General features: G+C 66.7%; 11 protein-coding genes. 2 read left to right on the forward strand and 9 right to left on the reverse strand.

The window, feature by feature from the left end; genetic code table 11:
• Nucleotides 1–405: 405 nt before the first annotated feature.
• Nucleotides 406–1,410 carry a BMP family protein gene (locus HQN78_RS05580; RefSeq protein WP_019102171.1) on the forward strand — a complete coding sequence of 335 codons (1,005 nt, stop codon included), beginning with the start codon at nt 406–408 and terminating at the stop codon, nt 1,408–1,410.
• 237 nt (nt 1,411–1,647) lie between these two features.
• Here HQN78_RS05580 and HQN78_RS05585 read toward each other — a convergent pair whose 3' ends face one another.
• From HQN78_RS05585 to dhbC, 4 genes are all read right to left on the reverse strand, one after another.
• The gene (locus HQN78_RS05585; protein WP_166451735.1) at nt 1,648–2,442 is read right to left on the reverse strand and encodes a 2,3-dihydro-2,3-dihydroxybenzoate dehydrogenase; all 795 of its coding nucleotides are present in this window, start codon (nt 2,440–2,442) and stop codon (nt 1,648–1,650) included.
• Nucleotides 2,439–3,260 carry an isochorismatase family protein gene (locus HQN78_RS05590; protein ID WP_304502840.1) on the reverse strand — a complete coding sequence of 274 codons (822 nt, stop codon included), beginning with the start codon at nt 3,258–3,260 and terminating at the stop codon, nt 2,439–2,441. The genes HQN78_RS05585 and HQN78_RS05590 overlap by 4 nt, the downstream gene beginning before the upstream one ends.
• 64 nt (nt 3,261–3,324) lie before the next feature.
• Nucleotides 3,325–4,971, reverse strand: coding sequence for a (2,3-dihydroxybenzoyl)adenylate synthase (locus HQN78_RS05595; protein ID WP_235088450.1), 1,647 nt, complete (start codon nt 4,969–4,971; stop codon nt 3,325–3,327).
• Complete coding sequence (gene dhbC, locus HQN78_RS05600) at nt 4,968–6,152, reverse strand: isochorismate synthase DhbC (protein WP_166451738.1); 1,185 nt, start codon at nt 6,150–6,152, stop codon at nt 4,968–4,970. The genes HQN78_RS05595 and dhbC overlap by 4 nt, the downstream gene beginning before the upstream one ends.
• 376 nt (nt 6,153–6,528) lie before the next feature.
• Between dhbC and HQN78_RS05605 the strand changes: the two genes are divergently transcribed.
• Nucleotides 6,529–7,290, forward strand: coding sequence for a hypothetical protein (locus HQN78_RS05605; RefSeq protein ID WP_235088451.1), 762 nt, complete (start codon nt 6,529–6,531; stop codon nt 7,288–7,290).
• Between the two features lie 90 nt (nt 7,291–7,380).
• Here HQN78_RS05605 and HQN78_RS05610 read toward each other — a convergent pair whose 3' ends face one another.
• The 5 genes from HQN78_RS05610 to HQN78_RS05630 form a co-directional block, all read right to left on the reverse strand.
• The gene (locus HQN78_RS05610; RefSeq protein ID WP_235088452.1) at nt 7,381–8,286 is read right to left on the reverse strand and encodes a sensor domain-containing diguanylate cyclase; all 906 of its coding nucleotides are present in this window, start codon (nt 8,284–8,286) and stop codon (nt 7,381–7,383) included.
• 75 nt (nt 8,287–8,361) lie between these two features.
• Nucleotides 8,362–9,699 carry a gluconate transporter gene (gene gntU, locus HQN78_RS05615; protein WP_235088453.1) on the reverse strand — a complete coding sequence of 446 codons (1,338 nt, stop codon included), beginning with the start codon at nt 9,697–9,699 and terminating at the stop codon, nt 8,362–8,364.
• A gap of 1 nt (nt 9,700) precedes the next feature.
• The gene (gene gntK, locus HQN78_RS05620; RefSeq protein WP_235088454.1) at nt 9,701–10,228 is read right to left on the reverse strand and encodes a gluconokinase; all 528 of its coding nucleotides are present in this window, start codon (nt 10,226–10,228) and stop codon (nt 9,701–9,703) included.
• A 206-nt stretch (nt 10,229–10,434) separates the two neighbouring features.
• Complete coding sequence (locus HQN78_RS05625) at nt 10,435–11,436, reverse strand: substrate-binding domain-containing protein (protein WP_227103352.1); 1,002 nt, start codon at nt 11,434–11,436, stop codon at nt 10,435–10,437.
• A 219-nt stretch (nt 11,437–11,655) separates the two neighbouring features.
• Nucleotides 11,656–13,122 (reverse strand): GDL motif peptide-associated radical SAM/SPASM maturase, encoded by a 1,467-nt coding sequence (locus HQN78_RS05630; protein WP_235088455.1) that lies wholly within the window; start codon nt 13,120–13,122, stop codon nt 11,656–11,658.
• Nucleotides 13,123–13,176: the final 54 nt, after the last annotated feature.

The following is a 13,176-nucleotide window of genomic DNA, read 5'->3' on the forward strand; positions in this document are numbered from 1 at the left end:
TAGGGTAAAGGGAGATTTGGCCGCGCAAATCTCCCTTTCCGTTCGCCGGGTGGAACCGGCCCTAAATCATCATCCGCGTAGCGGATTCAATGCTTTGAACAATACTTCCGTTCCGGTTTGAAAAGATCGTGAACAGGTTCTTATGGCGGGCTGTCCGTTTTTCGACCTGTTGTTGCAGGATTCGGCCACGCCGGTTTACAGCCGGCGGCGGGCTGCCTACAATCCGGCAGCTTCAATTGGCGCGTTGTATCCGCTGCGGTTCGCAGCGGCGTGGTTCTGTTTCGTCCCGTCTGCCCCGGCAGCCGCGGTCCACTCGGTTTCCCCCTCCGTCTTTCGCTTGAAGCGCCGGCAACGCCGCCCGCGGCGCTGTCGCATCGCCTGTAATCCACATAGAAAAGATAAAACATGACGTTTGCGCTGAAACACATCGCAGGCGCAACCGCTGCCATCTTGCTGGCAGGCCCGGTTGCAGCCAAGGATTTCACTGTCGCCGTGATCTACGATCAGGCGGGCAAGTTCGACAAGAGCTTCAATGAAGCGGCATTCAACGGCGCCGAACGTTTCAAGAAAGAATTCCACATCAACTACCGCGAAGGCCAGGTCAGCAACGACGCTCAGAAAGAGCAGATGCTGCGCAATATGGCGCGCAAGGGCGCCGACCTGGTGGTGGCGGTGGGCTTCGCCTACACCCAGTCCATCGAGACCGTGGCCAAGGAGTTCCCCAAGGTGAAGTTCACCCTGGTGGATTCGGTGGCCAAGGGTCCGAATGTGCAGAGCATCGCCTTCAAGGAGCAGGAAGGCTCCTTCCTGGTGGGCATGGCCGCCGCGCTCAAGTCCAAGAGCGGCAAGGTGGGCTATCTGGGCGGCATGGACGTGCCGCTGATCCGCGCCTTCGGCTGCGGTTACGCCCAGGGCGCCAAGTACGCCAATCCCAAGGCGGTGGTGATGCAGAACATGATAGGCACCACCCACGCCGCCTTCAACGACCCGGCGCGCGGCGGGGAGCTGGCCAAGAGCCAGTTCGATCGCGGCGTGGACGTGGTGTTCGCCGCGGCGGCGCTGTCCAATATGGGCGTGATCCAGGCGGCCAAGGGCGCCAAGAAGTTCTACATCGGCGTGGACAGCAATCAGAACTATCTGCAGCCGGGCGTGGTGCTGACCTCCATGGTCAAGCGCGTGGACAACGCGGTGTACGAAACCATGCGCGACGCCAAGAACGGCGCGTGGAAGCCGGACGTCAAGCTGATGGGCCTGAAGGAAAACGGCGTGGACTGGGCGCTGGACCAATACAACCGTTCGCTGATCACGCCTGAGATGGAGAAGAAGATTCTGCAGGCGCGCAAGGACATCGTCAGCGGCAAGATCAAGGTGGTGGATTACCGCGCCGCCAACCGCTGCCCGGTGAACTGATCCGCCGGAGCCGCGCCGCGCTTGGCGCGGCGACGTGACAACGGGCAAGACCAATGGTCTTGCCCGTTTTTCTTTGCGGATCGTGAATCGGTGTTCAGAACCTGTTTACGATCTCGCGAGCTAAGGTGAGACAAGGCGAAAACGGCTGAGAAAGCGGAGTGTACATACGGTACATGAGCATTTCGAATCCGGTTTCAACGCCGTATCGCCGACGCGCAGCAGATCGTAAACAGGTTCTCAGATCCCCAGCGTCGCGCCGCCGTCCACGTACAGATTGTGCAGCGTAATGTGACGCGCCTGATCCGACAGCAGGAACAGCGCGGCATTGGCCACATCCTGCGGCGCGGCGATGCGTTGCAGCGGGATGCCGGTGCGGTACTGCTCCAGCGAGCCTTGCAGAATGGCCGGCGGGATGGCGTCGTCGCTCCACAACTGGCGCTGCATCGCGGTGTCGGTGGAGCCGGGCGACACGATGTTGCAACGCACGCCGAACTCGGCCAGCTCCAGGCCCAGGCATTTGCTGAACTGGGTGGTGGCGGCCTTGGACGCGGCGTAGGCCGCCATCTGGGTGCGCGGCACTTCGGCGGCGTTGGAGCCCACGGTGACGATGCCGCCCTGGCGGCGCGCCTGCATGCGCCGCGCCACCGCGCGGCTGAGGAAGAACACGCCGTGGGTGTTGACGGCGAAACTCTGCAGCCAGTCCTCGTCGCTGAGCTGTTCCACCGTGCCCAGACGCAGCACGCCGGCGACATTGGCCAGCATGTCGATGGCGCCGATCTCGTCTTCGATGCGGGCCACCGCCTGTTCCACCGCCGCGCCGTCGCGGATGTCCAGCGGCAGCGGGATGATGCGGCCGTCGGCGTGGGCCGGCGTATGCAGCGCCAGTTGCTGCAGGCCGTCGGCGCGCAGGTCCAGCGCCGCCACGCGGCAGCCCTGGTCCGCCAGCGAGCGCGCCAGCGCCGCGCCTATGCCCTGGGCCGCGCCGCTGACCACGGCCAGCCGGCCGTGGAATTCCGGGTAGCTGGCGCTCATGCGGCGGCCCCGTCCAGCTGGCGCGCCAGCAGCGCCTGCCAGGCGTTGACGGTGGGTTGTTGCGCCAGTTCGATGAAGTCGATTTCCGCGCCCAGCGCGCGCCATTGTTCCAGCAAGCTCATCAGGCGGATGGAGTCCAGGCCCCAGTCCAGCAGATTGTCGTCCAGGCCGATGTCGCTGGCCGGCTGTTGCAGCAGTTCGGCGATGGCGGCGCGCAGCGCTTCCGCGCTGGGCGCGGCGCTGGCCGGTGCGGCCTGCTGGTCCAGCTGGCCCAGCAGACGCTGGCTGTCCAGGGTCACGCCGCAGCGCTGGGCCACGTATTCCAGCGCCATCGCGTGGCGGTCGGCGGAGAAGTCGGCCAGGCCGTCGGCGACGAAGAAGGGCTGGATGTCGTACATGAAGGCGTCCAGCGCGGTGCTCATGCAGCCGATGTGGGCGTAGATGCCGCAGATGATCAGCTGGTCGCGGCCTTGCTGGCGCAGCAGATTGAGGAAGGGAGAGCGCTGGAAGGCGCTGTAGCGCCACTTGGTCAGCACGGTGTCGTCGGCGGCCGGGCTCAGGCTGGCGACGATGGGATGGCGTTCCGGACGCGCCGGCAGGCCGGGGCCCCACATATCGTTGAGCAGGCCGCGGTCGCTGTCGGCCTGTTCCGCCGGCTGGGCGGTGTAGAACACCGGAATGTTCAGCTCGCGGCAGCGCGCGCGGATGGCGGCGATATTGCGCAGCGCGGTGGCCACCGGCTCGGCCTCGCGGTCATAGAAATCCAGGAAGTATTCCTGCATGTCGTGGATCAGCAGCGCGGCGCGCTGCGGCGCCACCGTCCAGTTGACGCGGTTGTCCGGCAGTTGCGACGGGATGGCGTAGGGGCGATGCGGGGAATGCTCATGCTTGTGACCTTTGGGTGGACTGCGCGGCCAGTTTCTGTTCCAGCATCTGGCGCAGGGTTTTCTTGCTGACCTTGCCGACGCTGGTTTGCGGCAGGGTGTCGACCAGCTCCAGCCGGTCCGGAATCTTGTAGGCGGCCAGACCGCGCTCGCGCAGGAAGGCGGCCACCTGGGGCAGGCGGATCGCCTGTTGCTCGCGCGGGATGATGAAGGCGCAGGAGCGCTCGCCCAGATAGGGGTCGCTCATCGCCACGATGGCGACGTCGCGCACCAGCGGGTGGGCCAGCAGGTGGTTTTCCACTTCCTCGGCGGAGATTTTCTCGCCGCCGCGGTTGATCTGGTCCTTGGCGCGGCCTTCCACCGTCAGATAGCCGTCGGCGTTCATGCTGACCAGGTCGCCGGTGCGGTAGAAGCCGTCGGCGGTGAAGGCGCGCTGATTGTGGTCGGCGGCGCGCCAGTAGCCGCGGATGGTGTAGGGGCCGCGCGTCAGCAGGTGGCCGACTTCGCCCGGCGCCACCGGCTGGTCCTCGTCGTCGACGATGCGCACTTCGTCGTCGGCGCTGATCGGCCGGCCTTGTGTGTTCAGCACCTGTTCCGGGCCGTCGTCCAGCCGGGTGTAGTTGACCAGGCCTTCGGCCATGCCGAAGACCTGCTGCAGCTTGCAGCCGAGCGCGGGCTCGACGCGGGCGGCGAGCTCGGGGCCGAACTTGGCGCCGCCCACTTGCAGCAGGCGCAGGCTGGCGAGCTTGCCCGGCTGCTTGGCGGCGGCGTCCAGCCACAGCGGCACCAGCGGCGGCACCAGGGCGGCGATGGTGACGGCCTCGGTCTCGATCAGCTCGAAGGATTCGTCGACGCTGGGGCCGGAGGCCAGCACCACGGTGCCGCCGGCGTGGAAGACGCCGAAGCTGCCGGGCGAGCTCATCGGGAAGTTGTGGCCGGCCGGCAGCACGCACAGATAGACGCTGTCGCGGCTCAGGCCGCAGATTTCGGCGCTGGCGGCGAAGCTGTACAGATAGTCGTCATGGGTGCGCGGAATCAGCTTGGGCACGCCGGTGCTGCCGCCGGAGAGCTGGAAGAAGGCCAGGCCGCTGGGATCCGGCTCCGCCGGCAAGGGCTGGTCCATCAGGTAGAGGCTGTTGAGCGGGGTGTAGTCGCCGGCGTCGCCGGCCACGATCACCTGCTGCAGCGAGGGCGCCAGCGGCAGCAGCTCGGCCGCCAGCGCGCGGTAGTCGAAGCCGGCGTGCTGATCGGCGCAGATATAGACCGCGGCGTCGGTGTGCTGGCAGAAGTAGGACACTTCGGCGCGGCGGTGCGCCGGCAAAGCGAACACCGGCAGCATGCCGAGGCGGAACAGCGCGAAGGCGACGATGAAGAACTCGGCGCAATTGGGCAGCTGCACCACGGCGCGCTGGCCGGGACGCAGGCCGCGGGCGTACAGGCCGGCGGCCAGGCGTTCGGCGTAGAGCTTGAGCTCGCGGTAGTTCAGCCGCTGCTTGCCGGCCACCAGCGCCAGTTTTTCCGGCTGTTGCTCGGCCTGGGCCGCCAGCATGGAAAACAGGGTCTGGCCTTGCCAATAACCAGCCTCGCGGTAGCGGCGGGCGAAGTCTTCAGGCCACGGCGTCCAGTCCAGTTGTTGCTCGCTCATGCCGCCTCCGCCAGGTCGGCCAGGCCCATTGCGCGCAGCATGGTGCGGAATTTGGCCGCGGTTTCGGCCAATTCGCTTTCCGGCAGCGAGCCGGTGACGATGCCGGCGCCGGCGAACAGGCGCAGCGTGCGTTCGGCGATTTCGGCGCAGCGGATGGTGACCGCCCATTCGCCGTCGCCCTTGCCGTCGCACCAGCCCACCATGCCGGTGAAGAAGCCGCGGTCGAAGGGCTCGATCTCGCGGATCAGGCTGCGCGCCGGGTCGGCCGGGAAGCCGCACACCGCCGGGGTGGGGTGCAGCGCGCGCGCCAGTTCGAAGGAGCCCACCGCCGGATCGATCAGCTCGCCGCTGATGCGGGTGGACAGGTGCCACATGGTGGCGGTGGACACCAGGGACGGGCCGGCCGGCACTTGCAGATCGCGGCAGTACGGTGCCAGCGCCTCGACCACGGCGTCGATCACCAGCTTGTGCTCGAACAAGTCCTTGCCGGACTCCAGCAGCGCGTCGGCGCGACGGCGGTCTTCCGCCGGGTCCGGGCTGCGCGCGGCGGAGCCGGCCAGCGGATTGGTGATTACTTGCCGGCCGTAGCGGGCCAGCAGCAGTTCCGGGCTGGCGCCCATCAGCGCGCGGCGGGGCGCGCCGTCTTCGCTCAGCTGCACGGCGAAGGTGTAGCCGTGCTGGTTCTGGCTGGCCAGATTGAGCAGCAATTGACGCTGGTCTATGGCCTGCTTGGCGGAAAGCTCTAAGGTGCGCGACAGCACCACCTTGTCCAGCGCGCCGCTGCCGATGCGGGCCAGCGCGTCGCTGACGCCCTGGCAGTAAGCGGCCGGCGCCGGCTGCGGCGTCAATTGGCAATCGGCTTGCAAGGGCTGGCGCAGGGCGCTGCGCTGTTCCTGACGCAGCGCGTCGGCGCGGCGCACTTGTTGCGGCACGAACAACCACGGCTGTTGTTCCGGCATGAAGGGGATGGCGCCGACGACCACGGCCTGAGCCGGGTCCGGCTGGGCGGCCAGCGCGGCGGCGATGGCGGCGCTGGGATCGGTGTCGGTGATCACTTGCTGGATGCCTTCGGCCAGCAGGGTGTGGCATGGCGAGGCGAAGAAGAAGGCGGAATCGGCCTGGTAGGCGGCCAACAGGTTGTGTTCGCCGCTATAGGCTGGGTCGAGTGAGGTTTGGTTCATCGCTATTCCTGAGTCCACTGGGTAGGTGGGGATGGCTCGTCTGAGCGTCGAGGGCGAATATAAATGATAATCGTTATCCATTGCAATACGGTGATATTGCGTACAGATGATATTGATTCCACATTTTTGCTCTAGGACTTCGTGGAGGCGCAGGTCCGGATTTGGCGGCGCCGTCTCATGTTGACGTCATCTAAAAGGCGCGCCAGAGGCCGTTCTCAGCTACTTTTTGGCATGCTGCGCAAGGGCGGGAGGCGGTGTCTCATGCCGAGGGATTGGACTAATTTTGGTAAAAACGCAATTGACAATCATTCTCAATAAAAATATCGTAGCCGCCAATTGAACCGCTTGCATGGCAGGCGCAGGATGGAGAACGACAATGTATTTTGAAGGCAGCGACAGCATGGACGGTGTTCCCGATAGTGCGCAGGCGGCGGAGCCGATGGGCTTGCTGCGCTTGCCCTCGCCGCGGGAACTGATGGCCGACGCGATGGCGGACGACAGGGCGCGGGAGACGGTGGCGCGCGGCCGCCGCCTGACTCAGGCCGCGATAGCCGGGGCGGGGACGCGCCGCCTGCTGTTGCTGCGTTTGCCGCTGCCGGCCTTGCTGGAGCAGGCTGAACAGCTGAGCGCCTGGCTGTCGCGGGAGGCGGGCTGGAGCGTGTTGGCCCAGCCGCTTGCCGTCGCGACGACGGGGCGCGGACGACAAGCGCTGTTGGAGCAAAGAAAGGTTTATCTGCAATGCCTGGTCGCGGGCGTTCCCTTGGCGCATGTCTTGATTCAGCCCAATGAGATGGCGTATCTGAGCGATCTGGTCAGCGCGGTGTTGCTGCCGCCCACCGTGATCGAGAGTCAGATTCATCGGGAGCTGGCTTCGGCGCTGCCATGCCCGGTATTGCTGGAGCCCGGCGACGCGGACAAGCTGCAGATCGCTCGCGACGCGCGCCAGGCGGTGGCGGCCAGCCATCGCTTCCCGATGCTGCTGAACGAGGGCGGGTGGGCCTGGTGGAAAGCGCCGGCAATCCGGACGGCGCGGTGTTGCTGGGCGCGGGCATGGCGGCCGGCGGCGCGCCGCATTTGCTGGCCTTCGACGACGCGCCGGAGCGCGCGGAAGACTGGGCGCCGGCTTGCGGCGGCCTGACGCTGACCGCGTCCAGCGTGGCGGCGGCGCAGCGGCGATTCCAGCGCTGGCAAGCGTCCGAGCTGTTGGCCACGGCCGACTGAGCCGGTTTTAACGCACGCTGCTCACGCAATCCCGCCCGCTGCCCTTGGCGTGGTACAGCGCTTCGTCGGCGCGCGCGTAGCAGCTGGCGATGTCGTCGTCGGGCCGCAGCTCGGTCAGCCCGATCGAGCAGGTGTAGCCCAGCTCGGGCTTGGCCGCCAGGGGGCGGTCCAGCCGCGCGGCGGCGAGAATCCGTTCACAGCATTGCTCGGCCTCCAGCAGCGAGGTTTGCGGCAGCAGCAGCATGAATTCCTCGCCGCCCAAGCGGCCGAAGCCGTCTCTTTGCCGCAGCTGAGCGCGCGCGGTCTGGACGAAGCCGCAGATGACGTGGTCGCCGGCCGGATGGCCCTCCAGGTCGTTGATGCGCTTGAAGTGGTCGAGATCGAGAATGGCGAGACAGGACGGCGCCGCGTGCTGAAGCCGCTGCTGCAACAGCAGTTGCAATAACTGCATCAGATGGGTGCGGTTGCTGATGCCGGTCATCGGGTCGGTCTGGGCGGCGCGCACGGCCACGTCGCGGGCCTGGCGCAGTTCGCGCTTGTCGGCGCGCAGTTCGGTGATGTCGCTGGCCTGGCACAGCATCCAGCCGTCCGCGCTCATGGTTTCCGTCATCCACATCCAGCGGCCGTCGCATAGATCGGCCTCGAATGCGCGGTAAGGCAGTTTGCCGCGGCGCGAACAGGCGGAGCGCAGCCAGGCTTCGATATCGTCGGTTTCTATCCGCGAGCCTTGCTTCTGCCGGTAGTTTCGTCGCATGAGTTCCGCCCAACTCAGGTATTCCTCTTGGGACAGGAAGAAGCTTTGGCGAAAGGCGGTGTTGGCGTAGCGCAGCATGTCTTGCGGGTCGAACAGCGCGATCAGGACCGCGCTGTCGTCCAGCAAGGCAAGCAGGGTGGTGCAGAGGGGGTCCGTCATGGCGGTGGGCTACTCAAGCGTGTTTCAGTGAGTATCGTACCCGGCGGCCATGCTTGCCAAGGCGCATGCCGCGCGTCACAGCATGGCGAAGGCCGCCATGCCGACCAGGGCGCCGGTCGTGCCCAATATGGTCTCCATCAGCGACCAAGTTTTCAGCGTCTGAGCCTCGTCGGCGCCGGTGAATTTGCCGAACAGCCAGAAGCCGGAGTCGTTGACGTGGCTGAGCACGATGGAGCCGCCGGCGATGCAGATGGACAGCGCCGCCAGCTGCGCGCCGGACAAGCCCATGGTTTCTATGGCCGGCAGCACCAGGCCCACCGTGGTCAGGCAGGCGACGGTGGCCGAGCCCTGTATGACCCTGACCGCGGCCGCCAGCGCGAAGCAGGCGACGGCGATGGGCAGGCCGGCGCCGATCAGCGCGTTGCCCAGCGCCGGCCCCACGCCCGAATCCACCAGCACCTGCTTGAACACGCCGCCGGCGCCGGTCACCAATAGGATGATGCCGGCCGGTTGCAGTGCGGCGTTGCAGACGCGCATGACCTGTTCCGCGTCCATGCCGCGGCGGATCGCCAGGCCGTAGATGGCGATCAGGCAGGCGGCCAGGATGGCGCTGAACGGATGGCCGATGAACTGCAGCCAATGGAAGACGGCCGAGCCCGGCGCGGCCAGATGGCTGCCCAGGGTCTTGCAGGCCACCATGACCAGCGGGAACAGCACCAGGGTCAGGCTGAAGGCGAAGGAGGGCATGCGGCCGCGGTCCAGAGCCGGCTCGCTGATGTCGTCCGGCAGCGCCAGGCTGACGTGCCGGCTGATGAAGCTGCCGAACAGCGGTCCGGCCAGCAGCATGCCGGGAATCGCCGCCGCCAGCCCGATCAGAATCATCCAGCCGAAGTCGGCCTGCATCTGCGAAGCCAGCAGCATGGGCGTGGGACCGGGCAAGAGGAAGGCCGCCGCCGCGGCCACGCCGGCGAACAGCGGCACCGCCAGCTTGACCACATTGCCGCCGGTGCGGCGCGCCACCGCGAACACCACGCCGATCAACAGCACGATGGCGACGTCGAAGAACAGCGGCAACGCGCAGACCAGGCCGGCCACGCCCAGCGCGTAATGCGCGCGCCGTTCGCCGAAGCGGCTCAGCAGCCGGTCGGCGATCTGATCGAGCGCGCCGGTTTCGTGCAGGATCTTGCCGAACATGGCGCCCAAGGCCACCACCACGGCGAGGAAGCCCAGCGTGCCGGCCATGCCTTTTTGCATGGTGTCGGCGATTTTCTCCACCGGCATGCCGGAGGCCACGCCGGCGCCGATCGAGACCAGCATCAGCGCGATGAAAGCGTGCAGGCGCGCCTTCATCACCAGCAACAACAACAGGGCGACCGAGCCCAGCGCGGTCAATACCAGGGTTGCGATGGACATGTCAGCGCTCCTGGCGGGACTGGATCAGGCGCAGCGCGCCGGCGACGACGCTGTCCAGCTCGGGGCGGATGTCCAGGGCGTGGACGTCGGTCTCGTCCGGCCCCGGCTCTTCCAGCGCGGCGAATTGAGAGGCCAGCATATCGGCCTTCTGGAAATGGCCTTGCCGGGCTTGAAGCCGTTGCAGGATCAAGTCGAAGTCGCCTTTCAGGTAGAGGAAGGACAGTTGGGGGTTGCCGGCGCGCAACTGATCGCGGTATCGCCGTTTCAGCGCGGAGCAGACGATGATGGACAGCGCGTTGCTGCGTTGCATGGCGTAGGCGGCGTCGCTGAGCGCGGCAAGCCAGGGCAGCCTATCGGCGTCGTCCAGCGGCGTTCCGGCGGCCATTTTGTCGATATTGGCGCGCGGATGCAGGAAATCGCCGTCCAGCACGGCGCATGTCAGGTGTTGGGCCAGCCGCGCGGCGAGCGCCGATTTGCCGCAGCCGGAGACGCCCATCAGCACGTAAACCTGATGTGGTGTGGAATTCATGAAGCCACTCCAATGAGTTGTCGCTTTCGTTTGAAGGCGGATCGTGATTGTTACCGGTAACATCATGCCGATGACAATATGTCGGCTTTGCGGCGAGCAGGCAAGCGTTTTGAGCGCCGGGCTTGATCCGGAACCGGCGTCATCGCTTGAGGGCTTGATTGCTAAGGGATTTTACGGGGAGGCCGGTGTCGTATTCCGGCACCGGCTTAGACGCTGCCGCCCAGGCTCAGGGTATAGCCCAGGTCCACGACCGGATCGGCGTAACGCTGGCCGTGGATGCGGCCGAGCAGGCGTTGCGCCGCCAGCCGGCCTATCGCTTCGCGCGGCGTGACGACGCTGGCCAGCCGCGGGTGCAGCGCGGCGCCGATGTCCAGCGCGTTGAAGCCGGCGACGGCGATGCGCTCCGGCACCGCCAGGCCCATGGCCTGGGCCTCCAGCAGCGCGCCGGCGGCGATGTCGTCGTTGGTGCAGAACACGCCGTCCAGATCCGGCGCGGAGGCCATGGCCTGGCGCAGCATTTCGCCGCCAAGCTGAAAGCTGGAATGTTGTTCGGTCTGGATCTCCAGCGGGATCAGCCCGGCCTGCTCCATCGCCGCCCGGTAGCCGGCGGCGCGCAAGCGGGTGCGGCGGTCGAGGCGGGCGGCCAGATAGGCGATGCGCCGCTTGCCGCGCGCGATCATGGCCCGGGTCATGTCCTCGGCGGCGGCCCTATGGTCCAGGCCCACGGCCAGGTCTATGGGCTGGGTCGGCAGCTCCATCACTTCCACCACCGGGATGGCCGCCACCTGCAGCATGCGCAAAGTGCGTTCGGAGTGAACGGTTTCGCACAGGATCAGCCCGTCCACCTGAAAGGACAGCAACTGCTCCACTTGCCGGGTTTCCTGTTCGATGTCGTAGCAGTAATGGCCGTAAAGCGTGTGGTAGCCGGCCTCGCGGGTCATGGCTTCGACGCCGTGTACCAGGCTGGAGAACACCTGATTGGACATGGACGGCAAGAGCACGCCGATGGCGCGGCTCTTGGCGCGGGCCAGCAGGTCCGGCACCCGGTTGGGGATATAGCCCAGTTGCTCCATCGCGCCGGCGATGCGCTGTCCGGTGGCGTCCGACACCAGGCTGGCGTTGCGCAGATAACGGCTGACCGTCATCTTGGAAGTGCCTACCCGGTCGGCGATGTCCTGCAGCGACGGGCGGCGCGGCTTATCGCTCATGATGCGGGCCCGGCAAGGCGGAAGCGACGGCTTCCGGGGATAGGGCGAACGGCGCGAAACGGTTCATGCGGGCATCGGGCTCCCATGGCGGCGTGGTGAGGCTAGGCAAGCCGCGATTGTAGACCGATTTTCGTCAAATGAGCTATGGCCAGTGGATGGCCGTGGCGGCGGCGCCGAGTTTTTTGGCATAAAACCACGTTTCGGCGCCGGCGCGGCGCCTTAATCGTCCGGCAAACCCAGCAGGCGGCGCAGATTGTTGATCACCTGCTGGCGTTTGGCCTGTTCTTGCAGGTAATCGCGTTCGGCGGCGGCGACGTCGGCCGCGCAGTGCGGACAACAGGTCTCGTCGGGGTGGATGTATTGCTGGCACTGCCGGCACAGCGCCAGCTTGGCCGGCGGCCGGCCTTCGCGCGGCGCGGTCTTGCCCTTGTTTTTCCAAGTCAGCGCGATCACCTGGCCGCTGCGGCTGATGCGGCCGACTTCCTGGCCGCTGGCGATGTCCTCGGTGATCAGGTCGAAACGCCCGACGGCGAAGGAGGCCGGCGCGGCGTCCTGCAGTTTGACGATGCGCTCGCGCAGGCCCTGTTTTTCCAGTTCCAGCGCGCGGTAATGGCAGTAGGGATTGTTGCCGGGCTTGCCCAGCAGCGAGTGGGAGGTCCAGGTGCAGCCGCCGCGGCAGACGTCGTTGTAGTAGCAGCCGCGGCAATAACCCCATAAATCGTCCACTGAGCGCAGCCGGCCGAAATGGATGCCCTCGCTGTGGTGCCAGATGTCGTCCAGGCTCATATCGCGCACATTGCCGCCGGAAAAGCCGACGGTGGCCAGCGAGGGACAGCCCTTGACGGTGCCGTCCGCCTCCAGCGCCAGCACGGTCTGACCGGCGGCGCAGCCGCTCCAGTGCACCCGCTCGTCGCCGAAGCCGCGCCACAGCCGCTCGTAAGGGCCGTAGTAGCCGATATTGTTGCCCACGTTCATCAACAGGCCGCGTTCCACCCCCTCGCGGTAAAGCCGCCCCAGCAAGGGCATCAGCTCCAGCAATTGGTAGGGCTGCAGCAAGAGTTCGTCGTTGTCCACCGCATTGCCCATCGCCACCGTCAGCTGGATCTGCCAGTGGGTGGCGCCCAGCTCGATGATCTGATCCATCAGCGCCGGCAAGTCCGGCATGGTGGCCGCGCCGATCTGGGTGTTGACGCTGACGGCGAGGCCGGAGGCCTTGGCGCGGCGCAGGGCGTCCACCGCCTTGTCGAAAGCGCCCGGCACATTGCGCACCTTGTCGTGCAGGGGCGCGAGGCCGTCCAGCGACACGCCGACGCCGTTGAGGCCGGCGTCTATCGCCTGTTGCAGCCGGGCGGGGTTCAGATTGCGGCCGCCGGTCTGAATCGCGCAATACATGCCGTGGCCGCGGATGGCGCGGATCAGCTGGGTCCAGTCCTTGCGCAGATAGGCCTCGCCGCCGATCAAGGTGATTTCGCGGGTGCCCAGCGCCGCCAGCGCGTCTATCACTTCCAGGCATTCGGCGGTGGACAGCTCGTTGGGGCGGCGGTGGCCGGCGCGGGAGCCGCAGTGCAGGCATTTCAGATCGCAGGCCAGGGTGATTTCCCAAACCACGTGCACCGGGACGTAGCGCTTGAAGTCTTCGTCGTCCAGATAGCGTGCCGGGCGGACGGCGGGGCTGTCGTCTAGCATGGGCGGGTCCTTGAGAGAGGGCGAGGAGCGCCCGGCGGGCGCTCCTGGGCTTTG

This window comes from Chromobacterium sp. Beijing (assembly GCF_021496765.1).
GTDB lineage: Bacteria > Pseudomonadota > Gammaproteobacteria > Burkholderiales > Chromobacteriaceae > Chromobacterium.

What these genes read in the sequence shown, in the direction of transcription:
- HQN78_RS05580 (WP_019102171.1), top strand. Translation starts at nt 406, where the DNA reads ATGACGTTTGCGCTGAAACACATCGCAGGCGCAACCGCTGCCATCTTG.
- HQN78_RS05585 (WP_166451735.1), bottom strand. Translation starts at nt 2,442, where the DNA reads ATGAGCGCCAGCTACCCGGAATTCCACGGCCGGCTGGCCGTGGTCAGC.
- HQN78_RS05595 (WP_235088450.1), bottom strand. Translation starts at nt 4,971, where the DNA reads ATGAGCGAGCAACAACTGGACTGGACGCCGTGGCCTGAAGACTTCGCC.
- dhbC (WP_166451738.1), bottom strand. Translation starts at nt 6,152, where the DNA reads ATGAACCAAACCTCACTCGACCCAGCCTATAGCGGCGAACACAACCTG.
- HQN78_RS05605 (WP_235088451.1), top strand. Translation starts at nt 6,529, where the DNA reads ATGTATTTTGAAGGCAGCGACAGCATGGACGGTGTTCCCGATAGTGCG.
- HQN78_RS05610 (WP_235088452.1), bottom strand. Translation starts at nt 8,286, where the DNA reads ATGACGGACCCCCTCTGCACCACCCTGCTTGCCTTGCTGGACGACAGC.
- gntU (WP_235088453.1), bottom strand. Translation starts at nt 9,699, where the DNA reads ATGTCCATCGCAACCCTGGTATTGACCGCGCTGGGCTCGGTCGCCCTG.
- gntK (WP_235088454.1), bottom strand. Translation starts at nt 10,228, where the DNA reads ATGAATTCCACACCACATCAGGTTTACGTGCTGATGGGCGTCTCCGGC.
- HQN78_RS05625 (WP_227103352.1), bottom strand. Translation starts at nt 11,436, where the DNA reads ATGAGCGATAAGCCGCGCCGCCCGTCGCTGCAGGACATCGCCGACCGG.
- HQN78_RS05630 (WP_235088455.1), bottom strand. Translation starts at nt 13,122, where the DNA reads ATGCTAGACGACAGCCCCGCCGTCCGCCCGGCACGCTATCTGGACGAC.